Source organism: Xanthomonas sp. WHRI 7945, assembly GCF_035026585.1.
The window spans coordinates 35,535-50,115 of the sequence record NZ_JAYIQP010000003.1 but is presented as its reverse complement, the minus strand read 5'-3'; the positions used below and the strand labels follow the sequence as shown (position 1 = coordinate 50,115).

At 58.8% G+C, this 14,581-nt stretch carries 16 protein-coding genes and 1 pseudogene; 8 read left to right on the top strand and 9 right to left on the bottom strand.

Features of this window, described 5'->3' with window-relative positions; genetic code table 11:
- Positions 1-100 precede the first annotated feature (100 nt).
- Positions 101-997 carry a WD40/YVTN/BNR-like repeat-containing protein gene (locus VDQ83_RS03395; RefSeq protein WP_455433867.1) on the bottom strand — a complete coding sequence of 299 codons (897 nt, stop codon included), beginning with the start codon at positions 995-997 and terminating at the stop codon, positions 101-103.
- Between the two features lie 542 nt (positions 998-1,539).
- Here VDQ83_RS03395 and VDQ83_RS03390 point away from each other — a divergent pair.
- The 3 genes from VDQ83_RS03390 to VDQ83_RS03380 all read left to right on the top strand — a co-directional run bounded on the left by VDQ83_RS03390 (position 1,540) and on the right by VDQ83_RS03380 (position 4,848).
- Complete coding sequence (locus tag VDQ83_RS03390) at positions 1,540-2,280, top strand: hypothetical protein (RefSeq protein ID WP_263395345.1); 741 nt, start codon at positions 1,540-1,542, stop codon at positions 2,278-2,280.
- Positions 2,281-2,602: 322 nt separating this feature from the next.
- The gene (locus VDQ83_RS03385; RefSeq protein WP_455433866.1) at positions 2,603-3,427 is read left to right on the top strand and encodes a DUF5694 domain-containing protein; all 825 of its coding nucleotides are present in this window, start codon (positions 2,603-2,605) and stop codon (positions 3,425-3,427) included.
- Between the two features lie 257 nt (positions 3,428-3,684).
- On the top strand, positions 3,685-4,848 hold the full coding sequence (locus VDQ83_RS03380; protein WP_455433865.1) for an MGDG synthase family glycosyltransferase: 1,164 nt from the start codon (positions 3,685-3,687) through the stop codon (positions 4,846-4,848).
- A gap of 253 nt (positions 4,849-5,101) precedes the next feature.
- On the opposite strand, the pseudogene VDQ83_RS03375 reads toward VDQ83_RS03380, so the two are convergent.
- Positions 5,102-6,309: pseudogene (locus VDQ83_RS03375) on the bottom strand (IS4 family transposase).
- 23 nt (positions 6,310-6,332) lie between these two features.
- Here VDQ83_RS03375 and VDQ83_RS03370 point away from each other — a divergent pair.
- A complete protein-coding gene (locus VDQ83_RS03370) occupies positions 6,333-6,623 on the top strand; it encodes a glycosyltransferase family A protein (protein WP_455433864.1) in 291 nt (96 codons plus the stop codon).
- 3 nt (positions 6,624-6,626) lie between these two features.
- Here the strand turns inward: VDQ83_RS03370 and VDQ83_RS03365 are convergent, their stop codons facing one another.
- Both VDQ83_RS03365 and VDQ83_RS03360 read right to left on the bottom strand, forming a co-directional pair.
- The gene (locus VDQ83_RS03365) at positions 6,627-7,544 is read right to left on the bottom strand and encodes a hypothetical protein (RefSeq protein ID WP_455433863.1); all 918 of its coding nucleotides are present in this window, start codon (positions 7,542-7,544) and stop codon (positions 6,627-6,629) included.
- A 719-nt stretch (positions 7,545-8,263) separates the two neighbouring features.
- Positions 8,264-8,587, bottom strand: a complete 324-nt coding sequence (locus VDQ83_RS03360; protein ID WP_455433862.1) for a hypothetical protein — start codon at positions 8,585-8,587, stop codon at positions 8,264-8,266.
- Between the two features lie 143 nt (positions 8,588-8,730).
- Here VDQ83_RS03360 and VDQ83_RS03355 point away from each other — a divergent pair, with 143 nt between their 5' ends.
- Genes VDQ83_RS03355 through VDQ83_RS03345 form a run of 3 tightly spaced genes read left to right on the top strand, consistent with a single transcriptional unit; the run spans position 8,731 to position 9,666 of the window.
- A complete protein-coding gene (locus VDQ83_RS03355) occupies positions 8,731-9,093 on the top strand; it encodes a transposase (RefSeq protein WP_455433861.1) in 363 nt (120 codons plus the stop codon).
- Positions 9,068-9,442, top strand: a complete 375-nt coding sequence (locus VDQ83_RS03350; protein WP_455433860.1) for a hypothetical protein — start codon at positions 9,068-9,070, stop codon at positions 9,440-9,442. The genes VDQ83_RS03355 and VDQ83_RS03350 overlap by 26 nt, the downstream gene beginning before the upstream one ends.
- A gap of 59 nt (positions 9,443-9,501) precedes the next feature.
- Positions 9,502-9,666 (top strand): hypothetical protein, encoded by a 165-nt coding sequence (locus VDQ83_RS03345; RefSeq protein WP_455433859.1) that lies wholly within the window; start codon positions 9,502-9,504, stop codon positions 9,664-9,666.
- Between the two features lie 28 nt (positions 9,667-9,694).
- On the opposite strand, the gene VDQ83_RS03340 is transcribed toward VDQ83_RS03345, so the two are convergent.
- The 3 genes from VDQ83_RS03340 to VDQ83_RS03330 form a co-directional block, all read right to left on the bottom strand.
- The gene (locus VDQ83_RS03340; protein ID WP_455433858.1) at positions 9,695-9,898 is read right to left on the bottom strand and encodes a transposase; all 204 of its coding nucleotides are present in this window, start codon (positions 9,896-9,898) and stop codon (positions 9,695-9,697) included.
- Between the two features lie 205 nt (positions 9,899-10,103).
- Positions 10,104-10,544: a hypothetical protein gene (locus VDQ83_RS03335; protein WP_455433857.1), complete on the bottom strand. Its 441-nt coding sequence runs from the start codon at positions 10,542-10,544 to the stop codon at positions 10,104-10,106.
- A gap of 1,145 nt (positions 10,545-11,689) precedes the next feature.
- Positions 11,690-12,076: a winged helix-turn-helix transcriptional regulator gene (locus VDQ83_RS03330; RefSeq protein ID WP_455433856.1), complete on the bottom strand. Its 387-nt coding sequence runs from the start codon at positions 12,074-12,076 to the stop codon at positions 11,690-11,692.
- A 149-nt stretch (positions 12,077-12,225) separates the two neighbouring features.
- On the opposite strand from VDQ83_RS03330, the gene VDQ83_RS03325 reads away from it, so the two are divergent.
- Positions 12,226-13,233, top strand: coding sequence for a zinc-dependent alcohol dehydrogenase family protein (locus VDQ83_RS03325; protein WP_455433855.1), 1,008 nt, complete (start codon positions 12,226-12,228; stop codon positions 13,231-13,233).
- A gap of 146 nt (positions 13,234-13,379) precedes the next feature.
- On the opposite strand, the gene VDQ83_RS03320 is transcribed toward VDQ83_RS03325, so the two are convergent.
- Positions 13,380-13,727: a SymE family type I addiction module toxin gene (locus VDQ83_RS03320; RefSeq protein ID WP_455433854.1), complete on the bottom strand. Its 348-nt coding sequence runs from the start codon at positions 13,725-13,727 to the stop codon at positions 13,380-13,382.
- Positions 13,728-14,065: 338 nt separating this feature from the next.
- On the bottom strand, positions 14,066-14,560 hold the full coding sequence (locus VDQ83_RS03315) for a hypothetical protein (RefSeq protein WP_455433853.1): 495 nt from the start codon (positions 14,558-14,560) through the stop codon (positions 14,066-14,068).
- Positions 14,561-14,581: the final 21 nt, after the last annotated feature.

The following is a 14,581-nucleotide window of genomic DNA, read 5'->3' as shown; positions in this document are numbered from 1 at the left end:
CATCGCTCCCTGTCGGACGATCGGAAATTCTGACGTCATGCACCCATTGAAGGCAAGTGGCCTATCGGGGAAGGCCCATTGCTCAAAGCCAGACAGCCGCTCAAACGATCCTCGTCCATTCAGTTCCATCGAAAGACATAAGATCGGACTCGCCATTCGACCACATCACGTCACTGGTGGCGCTCAACTGGTAACAGGACGTTGGACGATCATCGCCGAAGTTCAAAGGCTCTAATTGCGATTGTTTCAGCCGATAGACATTCGACATGGTAGAGGCGTAAAGGGTATCGATAAACCATTCAAGATCCAAGATATCATCGGAGACTGCTATTTGATCGATGACGCTCCACATATCCTTGCGCCCTTGCAGCAGCACCCCGCGGTGGCCCGCTATGTACACCGTTCCATCAGGCGCGCACTTGATCGATGTGAGAGTCACCGCCGTTGGCGATTCGCAAGGGTGCCAGTCATGTCCGTCGAATCGCCATATCGCGCCATCCCGGCCGACTGCATAGATTTCTGCATTTGAAAAGCCATGAATCGCCTGCGCATCGAACGTTTCCGGTAGGCCATCATCGATCCGTATCCAGCGTTTGGGGCCGTCAAAGCGGTACACCATGCCCCTCAGGCCAACCGCAAAGGCTTGTCCGTCGATCGCCGCCACGCTGCGAATACCGCCCGTTCTTGGCGCTTTTGGTGCAGGTGTGCTGTCGTCGAATATGTCGCCGGCAGTGGTGCCGCTTGCCATGATGGCTGAGTAATAGCCGGCGCCAGATATGGCAATGAGTCCAAGCTCAGGCTGAGAAACAATAGCTAACGAATGGGCGTCATAGTTGGCCTCGCCTCTGGTAAAAGTACCGTCCTTGTATCTGAACGTAATGGCATGTGGAATCTCATCGGCTTCTTTTTTAGGGTCTGCGGCATAGATATAACCAAGGCCGGGTAGACGTACTACCGCAGTGCGCATGATGAGGCCATTCAACGGTGTTTCAGGCATGTGGAGCTTCCTCGAAAATAGATCTTATAGGGCGGTGGTGCACGCTGTTGTCGCTTGCGCTGCACCGGCACGGCGTACAGCCGCCTGCTGCGAGCCGATCTTCCCGCGGGGCCAAGATCGCGGCCCTAGGCTCAGGCGGAGCCCTTGACCGAAGGCACGCATATCCAGGGACGTGCGGTGGGCGGTGGGCGCGCCGATCTTGATGGCGCTGCCACAGTGGAAAGCGGGCCTTCGACCTTGGCGTGGTCCAGCCTTGAGCTTGCTCGCATCGTCCATCGGCAGCGGAAGAGTTTTGTATGCCGGTCAGCGGCTTGCCGTCGAGCAGCGAGGGATCGAGCAGCTTAGCGCACCGTCGGTCATACGCGTAGTTGAGTACACTTCAAGGCAAACGCGCCAATAGATCCGAAGCCCTAGCCATGCGCACCACTACTCACCAGCACCCCCAGAGGCCGACATTTCTTCAGGGCTGCTTCTATTGGAAAGGGCATGGGTACCACTATTCCAACTCCGCACCTGAAGGGATGGTGTCGCCAGATGGATGCTTGAGCGACAATCCCTGGATCGCGCTTGCGTCGATCATGGAGTGTGCGAAGCATGGTGATTACAGTCACGTATCCCAGCTGAAAAAGTGGATAGTGGACAAGGACAACGATCCGACCCTGGTGTCTGCCTGCCTGGGTTTGACCGCCGATTCAGGGCTTGATGCGGACCTGGAGTTCCTCGCCGAACTCATGATCGACGGGCCCCGCTATCTACGCATCGAGGCCAGCCTGGCGGCGCAATGGTCAGGGGTGCTCTGGTTGATCCCCTTCATGGTCGAAGCCTGGTGTTCGCTTGATCGGCGCGCCGACCGGGACGCCATCGAGGCGAACATATCCAACCTGCTCGATGTCCGTGAAGGCGAGCCAGCGTTCTTCGATACCGGCTTGGGCGAGGCCGACTACAGGCGGGCTGTCGAGGCGCGACTTGCCGCGTTGAGCGATACCCATGGCAGCGACCGAGTTGCAGTCCTGGCGGGCGAGCCCGTCGATATGGAGAAGCAGGTCTGGTTGATGAGAAAGGCGCTTGTTCCCAAAGGCAACGACGAGTGGATCGATTGGAGTGATTTCCTGCTCTGGCGGCGCAAGTTCGAGGTGTATTCGGGCGTCGATTGTTCGGGGTTCTACGGGGAAAGCGCCGAGTTCCTGCCGCGCAATGCGGCCACCATCCTGGACAAGTACATGTCCTCGCCCATGCGTTTCGATGTAGGGAAGCGCTACTTCTTTGGGAACCTGGTGCAATAGCAGGCAGCAAGCGCGCTCTGGATGCCTACTAGCGCTAGGTGCCCTGCGGTGGGCACACCTGTGCAAGTGAAGTTTGTGGCCGGGTCGCTGAGCCGCGGCGAGCGCGTGTTCTGTCGCCCTGCGGATGCGCTGTGCGTGGGATGGCAGCCGGCAAAGCGCTGAGTCCTTTGGACGTGGTAGCAGAAGCAGCAGCACAATGGCGAGATCGTGTGTCGGTTGTTTGTCTGCCCAAGCCGGCGATCGGGCAACCCCTATGCCCAACGCTCAAACGAGTGCTCTAATGCCGCAGCCGCCATCGGCTTACCGTACTGGAGCAAACACCTTGAACGCCCATCGATTTTTTGTCGCCGCGTTGTCCGCTTGCCTGACCACGTTGCCCGGGCTCGCGGTCGCCGCGACGCAGGCGCCCGTCGCGCCGGCGACTGTGATGATGCTTGGCTCGTTCCACTTCGAGAATCCGGGCCGGGACATGGTGAAGTTCAAGGTCTCCGATGTGATGTCGAAAGACAACCAGGCCTACCTTGCGGGCCTTGCCGCACGGATCGCCGCGTTTCGCCCCACCGACGTACTAGTGGAGTGCGAGCCGTCCGAGCAGGCGAACTATGACGCCGCGTTTGCCCGCTACCGCGACGGCCAGTCGACCCTGCCGGCTAACGAAGTCCACCAGATCGGCTTCCGCGTCGCCAAAGCCTCGGGGATTGCGGGAGTGACGTGCTTCGACGAGGGCCAGGTCGGCTGGGAAGCCGATCCGATGTTCGATTACATCAAGGCGAACGACCCGGCCATGCAGGCGACGATGGATGCCACGTTCAAGGATCTTTCCGCGCGCGCCGACCGCGAGCAATCGACGTTGCCGCTGCACGAGCTGCTGTGCCTGACGAACGATTCCGCGCGCGACCGCGAGAACAAGAATCTCTACATCCGCACCAATGCCGTGGATGCCGGTGGCAGCTTTGCCGGCGCCGACGCTGCGGCCAGTTGGTGGCACCGCAACTTCCGCATGTATGCCAACGTGCAGAAGGCCGCGCAACCCGGCCATCGCGTGCTGGTGATTGCTGGATCCGGCCACACGGCGATCCTCAAGGACCTGTTGGCGATCGACATGCAGCGCACTGCCGAGGACGTGAACGGGTATCTGGCGCCGTAAGCCGACCTGGCGTTAAGGGCAACGGCGGGGCTCGACAGTGGGGCCAGAGGAACTATGTGCTTTAAATTGATATTTCTCTGGCCCCGTTGTTGGCGATCCTCATTGGTGTGGTAACCGTGAAGATGCACCATGCGCGCGCGCTTGCAACCAACGCCGCTGCACAATGTTGATTGCCAAGAACTAAAGCTGGGGAAACCTCAGAATCTGCGCCCTGTTTCCCAGTTTCATCCCCCGACACCGACCACCGACCTCCAGCCATGACCAAAGTTCTGATCCTCAGTGTAAGCGCCGGCAATGGCCACGTGCGCGCAGCGCAGGCGCTCGCTGCCGCCGCACAGTCTCTCGCTCCCTCGTGCACGGCGGTACATATCGACGCCATGGCCAATGTGTCAGGGGCGTTCCGCAGTATCTACGCCGATTGGTACATCCAGCTCGTGAATCGCGCGCCCGAACTCTGGTCGTATCTGCATCAGCGCAGCGACGTCACGCCGCACCACGCGGCGTCGCAGCGCTTGCGCCGCGGCATCGAGCGACTGAGCACCGGCGCGCTGCTGCGCGAGATTCGAAACGCGAAGCCCGACGCTGTGATTTGCACCCATTTCCTGCCGGCCGAGTTGCTGATGCGCGAACGCAGAAACGGTCGCCTCGACTATCCCGTCTGGTTGCAGATCACCGACTACGACCTGCACAACATGTGGCTCGTTCCCGAGATGACCGGCTACCTGGCGGCGAACGAAGAGGTCGCGTTCCGGCTTCGCGCACGCGGCATTCCGGCCGACCGTGTGCACGTCACAGGAATTCCGGTGATGCCGGCATTCTCGAAGCCCGACGCCCCTGCGCTGGAGCGCGACGCGTGCGCGGCTGCCCTGGGTCTGGAGCCATCGCGTCCCACGCTTCTGATGGCGTCAGGCGGTGCTGGCGTTGGCGATCTTGCGAGCATGGTCGAACGTGCACTGGGCATGGCAAGCGATTTCCAGGTAATCGCCGTGGCGGGCCGCAATGCCGAAACCCACGCCAGACTGGCGGCGCTGGCGCTTCGCCATCCGGGCCGGATGATTGCGGTGGGCTTCACCGACGAGATGCACAAACTCATGGTAGCTGCCGATCTGGTCGTCACCAAGCCTGGCGGCCTCACCGTGTCCGAATGCATGGCGCTGGGCAAGCCGATGCTGCTGATCTCGCCGATCCCCGGCCAAGAAGAACACAACGCCGGCTTCCTGATGGAAGAAGGCGCTGCATGGCTGGCCTACGATGACATTGGCCTCGACTACAAGATCGAACGGTTGATGGCCGATCGGCCGAAATTGCGAACCATGGCCGCGTGCAGCCTTGCGCTCGGCAAGCCCCAGGCCGCAGCGACGGTGCTTCAACGTGTGCTGCAGAGCGTGCTGCAGAGCGTGCTGCAGAGCGTGCCCGCATGATACGGGCCACAGATAGAGCGCCCATCCGCCGCACACTGGTCTACCTGGTCTCCGAGGGGGCTGCCATCCCAAGAGAGTTCATCGACATTGGTTGTATCTCGGCCTAGCCGTTGAACCGCCGTATGCCCTAGCGCATGAGTTAAGCCGGCCCGCGAAGCGGGTTCGGCTTGAATGAATTGTTAGGCCTCGCCCAATAGATCGGCTAGACCCGAGAGAGTAAGTGCACTCTGACCCTGAGGTTTCCCCACATTTCTCATGCGGCGCCCTCTATGTTCTGACGGGCTTCCGGCGACAATCGATGCAAGGCATCAAGCATGGCGACGCCGCATTTTTCCAGCCATCTTCGGGTCAGTGCCTCCCAGCCAAGCCGAATCAGCGAGTACAGCCGGCGTGTCGTTGGGTAGGGATTGAGCCGCGCCTGCGCATTGATCGCCTCAGCGGCATCCTGCGAGCCAGGAAACGAACATCGCCATCGCATGGAGCAACAAGAGCACCTCGATGCGCACGCGCTTGCACGTGAGGCCGTCCTCGAAGGCCTGGCCGTATCGGTGGGATTTCAGGCCGCGAAATCCCAGTTCGATCTGCATCCGTCGCCGATACAACGTCACGATCTGCCTAGCCTCCACTTGAGTCATCGTGGGACTGGCCATGAGCAGTCACGGCTCCGCTTCCCGGCAGGCGTTCTGACGGCTCTGCTTGCTGCGGCGGGCAGTGCCCTTCAAGGTGGTATCGCGCCGTCCGCGTGCGGGTGAAGCATGCAGCACCAAACGCGTGGTGATCGGCGCGTTACGTACAATCTCAAACAGGCCCAATCTCGTGTCTTGCCCGTGGCAACCAAGCAGTACAAGGCACGGCAGGGAGCCCACTGATCAGGCTGGTTTTCAATCTCGACCGGCTTGACCTGCGTGCGATGGCGCAGACGGGTGACCCACTGCCAGTCCAACGCCTCGACCGTCCGGCACCACGGCGCGCGAAACCCGGCATCAGTGATCAGGATCGGACGAGCATCAGCGGGCAGCAGTGTCTTCAAACACTCCAGAAACCGGCGCTCCACCTTGGGCGAGGCCAGATCGCGTCTGGTACGACCTGCTCGAGCAGGGTCAGCGTGCGCCCACCCACCGGCACGGCAGCACGCAAGAGATGCCATTGACCATTGCCCTTCAAACGGCACCAGTCGACCGCAATCACGGGTGTGCGTGAGCGCACGAGCCAGCGCGCCATGCCGCCATATATGCGTTCGCGTTCGTCGTGTAGGCGCGACTTGCTCAACAGCCGATCCAATCGCTTAAGCGGTGCCCTGATGCGCTCAGCACCGACCCAACTGCGAGCCAAATCAATCAAGACCAAACGGCGACCGGACAGCAGCGACTCGACCGCTCCCAGCAAGGTGGTCCGGCGCAGGGCGTGCATCGACGCCAGTGCCGGCGCCAGGCATTTTTGCAATACTTGGCTCGCGCGCATGGTCTGCAATCCTCATTGGTGTGGTGACCACGAAGATCGCGCCATGCGCGCACTTTTGCAAATCAGAATCAGCGCAAAGCATTGATCTGAAAAAAGGAAAAGGTGGGGAAACCTCAGACTCTGACCCCTGTTTCCCGGCACTGGATAACCTGTTGGCGCAGCCCTATCCCTCCCTGGAGCTGGTGATCTGCGACGACAGTGCCGATAGTCAAATTGCCGACTTGGTGGACAGCAAGCAGGCGCGCTTTGCCATCCCAGTATCTGAATTAATAATGCAAGTCTTTACGGGACCGAACAGCCTTCGTGAGGTGTGAATATCAGGAATAACTACCACCGGTGTTCACGTATCCAGCTACACTCCCTGGAAAGACATTTGGGCCTTTTCCATTCACCCAGATCACCCCGTTTGCATTGATTCCATACCGTGAGCCTGTAGCCGCTCCGGAGAACGTGAATGTCGCGTCTCCACCATTTATGCTGCCCACGCGACCAACGAGAGCGAAGGAAGCAGTAAAAGCCGGCGCACCCGTCAAGGTGACTGTAATGCTAAAAATAGTGAGTCGACCACCATCGAATACCCCATAATGGGCAAAACCACCTCCAGTGATACTGTAGTCGCCTGTGACGACGCAAACGCCATTGCGCGTGGCGAGGATTTGGTAGCCGGTCATCGCTGCAAACACGTGGCCACCCTGGAAAGTACAAAACGCGCTATGCCTGGCCCCGATGCCGTGCTGTGTTCCCCCGCCACCTAAAGTGAAACCAGAAACCTCAACAACGCTACCGTCATTCACCACAAGGAGCCATCCTGCGGTGTTACGCCAAATGGCAGATGTGCTACCTACAAACCGCACGACGCCACCTGTCACGCTGCCCATCAAAACATTTTCTACGTAAGTTCCGTCTGCGACATTGATAATTACCGTATAGCCGCATAATGAATAGCGTGTTCGCAGCACAGTTACAGCATGTTGAATAGTCTGGAATGCCGTCGCAGCACTTAGCCCATCATTGAAATCACTGCCCGTGTTGGAGACGTACAAAGACAAATCTTGAGTCAAGGCAACGGCGTAAGTAACGTAGCTATTTGCGCTAGCACCCATTGCGAACCGACCTTCATCACTTATGAAGTACGGCTCGCGGGCAGCCAGTTCACCAGCCGTAGCGGCAGCATCAAACTGCGCGCGCGTGCCGCTTTTTACAAGGATATCGGCACCTGAGATTGCATCTGGCATAGATATGATAATCCTTAAAAATTTGCGCCAATAGGAATTTATTTCAAACTGTGATGAATGCAGCCTATAGACAATCTAATTTCTAAAATTCTGCAATTATCTCAACCTTCAGAAACGCCACTAATGCCGGAGCAATTGCAGCCCTAGGTACTCCCGATAGATATTTATGCAGGAATGAGCCAACCCTAAGGTGCTGCTGGATATATTTCTTGTACTTTTGTCACAAAAATTGGACGGCTTGAAGAAATCCGATCAACTAACAGCAAGGATCGTTTCAACATGAAAGGTGATCAGGCACACATATTGCGTCGACACAGACCGCTTTCCGCGCATCGGCATATTTTTAGACATCATTAGACGCGACATGCAAAATTTCCTACAAATCCTGCCTATGCACCTTCCTTATCCGACGACGGCTAGAGCGTGTTATGAACTTTGAAGGATAGCGGTAGCATTGTTGAGCATGAGGATGGTGAAGATGACGAAGTGTAATCCCGCCAAGGTTTCGAAAACTGGGGTCAGAGTGCACTTCCCCTACACAGGCTCAGAGTGCACCTCCCCTGCCAAGTTCACGAGGCTGCCAGATGGGATGGTTTGTTTGGATGCGCAACGCTGTTCCTAACCGCAGAGCGAACGATCTCACATGCCACGCCACCCCCGGCTGGATCTCTCAGTTGTTGCCCAGCGTCCTGGAGGAAGGTAAACCCTATGCCTTGTTTTCACTTGATGAGTTGGAACGCGCATTTGGTTCCATCTGCATCAAGTGCATGTAGGAGCGCAGAGTTTGCCGACGCTGCATACTCGCTTGTTTGTTTAGCTGTTGGCGGAGTGGAGTGTTGATGGGTGTCGTAGATCGGATGCACCGGAATTGTGACGTTTCCGCACTTCACTGTCGTGCCGAAGTAACTGCCGTAGATTTTCCCGATGCCCCAGATGGTGTGAATCGTCCAGCCGTTGTACCAAGACAGGAATTCTCTATGCTCCTGAGCAGAGGCAGGCATGGATGAGATTAATAAGAGAGCCGCTAGCAGCAGAGCTTTCATGAGTCCTAACATTTGACTTGAGGGCGTGACGAAGAAAGCTGGGGTCAGAGTGCACTTCCCCTACACAGGCTCTCGATGTTACCCGATGGGACGGCTCGTTTGGATGCGCGACGCTGATCCCGCCTCAGAGCGAAGGATCGCACATGCCACGCCGCCCCCGACTGGATCTACCCGGTGTCGCTCAGCATGTCGTGCAGCGGGGTAATGACCGGCAGCCATGTTTCTTTACCGACATCGACCGTATACGCTACCTGCAAGATCTGCACGAGCTATCGCTCAAGCTTGGGATCGCCGTACATGCTTATGTGTTGATGACCAACCATGTGCACTTGCTGCTCACCAGTCAGCAGACCGGTGCGGCGTCAACGCTGATGCAGTCGCTTGGACGCCGCTATGTGCGCTACATCAACTCAATACCGTCGCACCGGCACCCTCTGGGAAGGCCGCTACAAATCGTGCCCCGTGCAGGAGGAGATCTACTTGCTCCGCTGCTACCGCTACATTGAACTCAACCCGGTACGGGCTGGAATGGTTGTCGATCCGGCGGACTATCGTTGGTCGAGCCACTCCTGCAACGGACTCGGCCAAGCCAATGCGCTGGTGCAACCGCATGGGGGCTATCTAGCCATTGCCCCGGTCGCCGACCGCGTACACCACTATCGTCGCTTCGTTCTGGATGCCATCGACCCGGACGAGACAGTTGGCATCCGTCTCAATCTGCAGCGCCAACACGCGCTGGGCAACGACCGCTTCTGTGCGGCCATCGAGCGCCAGCTTGGCCGTCGTGTCGGGCCCGCTGCGCGAATGGGTAGACCGCCGAAGGCCAGGGTGACAGGAGAGGAAAGTGCACTCTGACCCCTGTTTTCTCTGCGCCGTCGGCGGGCGCGTACTTCGGCGAGGACAGCAAGACAGCCTTGGCGGCGCAAGCCGCCTTGCTCAAGCAGATGGCGGCGACGGCCGACGATGCCCCGCAACTTCAAGAGATCGACCTGCCGGCCGATGCTGTCGTTACCGTGGCGACGGCTGCACCAAGCACGGGGGCCGAGAAGGCCGGCAACACCGACGACGCGCCGGATTGACTAACGGGGTCTGACTAACGGGTCAGGTTCACTTATCGGTTGAGTTGGATGCTTTGCGCGAGCGGTGTGCGGGCCTGATGCCTGCGAAGCGTTGGCTTGGACCATGGGCTTTCGGGGTAAGCAGCAGATGGACGTGGTTGTCCATCAGGACGTAGGCATGCAGCGTGCAGTCGCAGTGGTGTAGTGCATCGCGCAGCAGCTGCAGGTAGCGCAGCCGATCACCGTCATCCAAAAAGCAAGGTAGGTGATTGTTCCCGCGCTGGACAACATGCTGCGGAATTCCAGGAATAGTTGATGCGAGGGAGTCGGGCCATGCGAGCCAGCGTCGCCCTTCTCGATGGTTAGTTCAGTCCGAACAGGTCTCGCCACGTGATCGGAAGATACCGTGTCCGCGCATCGGAAAAGTCAACCTGACCCAGTTACTCCCTCCTGAATTTTTAGGGCCTGAGCGCTAGGAGCGAAAAGATGATGCTGAACATGATGCACATCGTGATGTGCTGGCTGATTACCCGCAGAACTTCGGTATGGCCAATAGATTTTTGATCCAGAACAGACCTCGCATATCGCTTGATCTGAAGGAGAACAGAGAGATTGATCGCATACAGTGCAGGAACTACCCAGAAGTACCGTGCAAGGCGTGGGTCATGCCACAAGAGCAACAAGCCAGCAGCCATGATCAGGTAGCCAACGCAAGAGGCAAAGAACTGCCTGACCTTTCCTAGCCGGTCCCATGCGTCTTGCAGTGAGCGGAGTTTCGCGATCTTTGCTTCATTTCCAGCAGCACGAGAAATGAAAGCGGGCGAATCCACTCTGGTGAAGCAACCAATAAAAAAGATGGTACCCATGAGGGTGCATACAAGTCCGAGAGCCAGAATCATGGATTGATTTTTCCTGGTATATCACGTTTGATTAAGAGTCGGGTCATTGCCATGCCCACTTAAAGCCAAGAATGAGAATTTGTAGATTTTTGAAATTGCACTCTGACCCTTGTTTTCGAACAGGTCTCGCCACGTGATCGGAAGATACCGTGTCCGCGCATCGGAAAGTCAACCTGACCTCGTTGCTCCGTTAGCTATGAGTGCGACCATCTTGGTGCAACTCAATCTCTGATGTCTTCTTACTCACGACCTCAATATCTCCTCGATCTGATAGCTTGAGGGTGTGCGAGAACAGGTCGGCAGTATGCCAACAGGCTGCGTAAGACCAGGTGTCCGCCAGGTGAAGTGGTGGAATGTACATTCTTTCACCTAGCCCATAGTTACTCGGGCGATCATAGGGGAGGCTTGTGTACTGATCCTCTATCTTCCGGAGTTCTCGATCAACTAGATCCCATGCGGTCTGAAGGTCAGAAGCTGGATCGGCAGCTTTGAGGACTGCATATAGCTTTGCTAAGCGCTCTTTCTTTGGAAGCCGCTCGGTCTTTGGATTCACAGTTAACGCCCTAGGTGAAGCTGCCACGCATCTGGGTGGCGGACGCGTGCCTATGTAATAGGCACGCGGCAAAACGGGGGCCAGAGTGTACTTCCTCTACATGGGTTCGATGTTACCCGACAAGGTGGCTCGTTTGGACGCGCGAACCTTATCCGGCGGACTATCGTTGGCCGAGCCGTTCCTGCAGCGGACTCGGCCAAGCCAACGCCTTGGTGCAACCGCATGGGAGCTATCTAGCCGCTGCCCCGGCTGCCGAGCGAGTACACCGCTATCGTCGCTTGGTCTTGGATGTCATCGACCAGGGCGAGACAGCTGCCATCCATCTCAACCTGCAGCGCCAACATGCGCTGGGCAATGATCGCTTCCGTGCAGCGATCAGTTCCAGCTTGGCCGCCGTGTCGGACCCGCCGCGCGAATGGGTAGGTCGCCAAAGGGCGGACCGGCAGGAGACGGGAATGTACTCTGCCCCCTGTTTTCGGTCATGTCGCACCCGCTGCGCGAATAGATAGGCTGCCGAAGGTCAGGCTGACAGGTGAGGAAAGTTCGGGCACCTGTTTTCCCGGTTTTCCTTGCTGGAAGCTCTTGCGTGCTGTCACGGCACCATAGCCTCGCCACGCGCGCATTCCGGAGCGTCGGCCGGCGCGCGAGACATCTCGCTGGTGCGATAGGACTCGCCCCATTCGCGCAGGCTGATCAGGACCGGCGCGAGGGATTCGCCGAGCGGGGTGAGCGCGTATTCGACCTTGGGCGGCACCTGCGGATAGACGTGCCGCACGATGACGGCGTCCTCCTCGAGCTCGCGCAATTGCAACGTCAGCATGCGCTGCGTGGCATTCGGAACCAAGCGCGTCAGCTCCATGAAGCGCTTCTTTCCAGAGAGCAGGTGGAACAGGATCACGGGTTTCCAGACGCCGCCGATCACGGAAAGCGTGACTTCGACTGCGCAACCGCTCTTGCCGTCCTGACGTTTCAGACGCATGGTGTCGTACCTACAAAATTGATAGTACCAGTGGAAATTGTACGTTCTTGCGATGCAGGAGGTACCTGCTGACAATGCCTGCAATGAGGCAGCGCTGCAAATGATGCAGCGCTGCCCCTCGCCACCTTTCCACCAAGGATGCCGTGCTCATGAAAGCCATCACCCTGCGCCAGCCCGCTGGCCTAGAGAACCTCCGCCTCGTCGACCTGCCCGACCCCGGCCAACCGGGCGCCGGCGAAATCCGCGTGCGCGTGCATGCAAGCTCGCTCAACTTCCACGATCTGGGCGTGGTGACCGGCCGCATGCCCAGCGCCGACGGCCGCATCCCGATGTCCGATGGTGCCGGCGTGGTGGAGGCGGTGGGTGAAGGCGTGGACGAGTTCGCCGTGGGGGACGCGGTCGTCTCGACGTTCTTCCCGACATGGCTGGATGGCGGGCCGACGATCGCCGATTTTTCGACGGTGCCCGGCGACGGTGTCGACGGATATGCGCGCGAATACGTCGTTCGCCCAGCGCATTGGTTCACGCATGCGCCGCGCGGCTACAGCCACGCCGAAGCGGCGACGCTGACGACAGCCGGGCTCACCGCGTGGCGGGCGCTGGTGGTGGACGCGCGCCTGAAGGCCGGCGACACCGTACTGGTGCTCGGCACGGGGGGCGTGTCGATCTTCGCGCTGCAGTTCGCCAAGCGCATGGGCGCAACCGTGATCGCAACATCATCCTCCGACGAGAAACTGGCGCGTGCGCAGGCACTCGGCGCCGACTTCACGATCAACTACCGGCGCGATACCGATTGGGCGGCCAAGGTGCTCGACTATACGAACGGCCGTGGCGTCGACAACGTGATCGAAGTGGGTGGGCCCGACACGTTGGGGCAATCCATCCAGGCATGCCGCATCGGCGGACATATCGCCCTGATCGGCGTGCTGACCGGCATTGCCGGCCCGGTGCCGACGGTGGCGCTGATGCAACGCCACCAGACCCTGCAGGGATTGATCGTCGGGAGCCGGAGCCACCAGCGCGACATGGTCCGCGCCATCGACGCAACCGGCATCAAACCGGTGGTCGACCAGACATTCGCGCTGGAAGACATTGCCGATGCATTTGCGCATCAGGCGGCGGGCAAGCATTTCGGCAAGCTGTGCCTGTCGATTTAGGAAGGGGGTGGGGGGGCAAGTGCACTCTGCCCCCTGTTTTGCCGTGAGGCGATTTACACCAGTTTCGGCGTCTTATCGTCCCACTGTGTTAAGGCGCGCGGACGCCATCTCAGCGAGCCTCTGATGCGTGGTGGGTGAAGGCCGTGTCAGTCTCTGCTGGCCACACTCACCACCAGTTCGCCGTCGCGCACCTGCACGCGCAGCGTGCTGCCGATCGTGAAACCCAGTTCCTCCATCCAACGGCCGGCCAGGCGCAACGCGGGCATGCGCTTGCCGTTGGCGTAGTGGCCGCAGCCGACGGTGCACTTCTGCGGCGGGCATGGGCGGCGGGGCGGGCGCGAGGCGCGGGCTAGATCGGCGGCATCGGCGGCGGCGACCTGTTCGGGCGTCAGCGTGGGGATGAGCGTCGACTCGGCGATCGTCCAGCATCGGCAGTGGGGCTTGCGCGGCGCACGCTTGCGGGGAGTGGCGGGGCGGGATGACGGTTGACGCATGGCACAGCCTCCTTGGCAGACAGGAACCCGCGCCGAACGGCGACGGGATGTCGGGAGGTTAGAAACCGCAGAGAGCCGGCGGGCTTATTTCCCCGAAGGGTGTTGTATTCACCGCCCTCCCGACGCAGACAGCGCGTCGGAGTGTGCCTGCGAACAGGCACAAAAAACCCACCGGTTTGACGGAGGTGGGTGCCGCTCTCTGAGGAGTTTCTACGCTCCTTGGAGGGAATGGTGCTACTGGTTTTTGGGGATGTCAACTGGTTTGGGCTGTAACGCGAAGATGAGCTTTGAAGTAAGGTCGGCCCTATTATCCAAGCTGTGTCGGCTTGAATGAAGTGTCAGGCAATATCTGATGGAAACTCCGCAACGACTTCAATTCCTTGGGCGGCAGAGGGGTAAACTGTGTACTGATGCTCACCAAGATATCGGCTGTGATCATTTGGCCCCATAAGTATGCCTGCTGGATCAAAGGTTGCACGAAGAACCAATCCACCGCCAACAGAGTTGAGGCCGGCAGCGAACATTTCCGCGACGGTTTGGTCTTGGCTCCAAGAGAAGCCAATTTTATCAGCTAAGAATCGCTCGCGGCTTTCGCCGCGAAAGAGAACTAGCTGACCACCGGTGTAAGGTGGAAGAACTTTGCGGAGAAATCGCTCCAGTGAGAGGTCGTTCGCGACCTGTTCGCGAATTCGATGGCCTGCCACAATCCAATACGTACCAAAATCTTCGTTGCCCCATGGTAGCTCGGACTTGCCGCCAAGAGCTTTTTCAACTACATCGCCCCAAGATGAGGTTTTAGTAAGTTCTTCTAGGATTGCGAAGCAGTTGCCCATCCTGCCTAATTCCTGAATTAA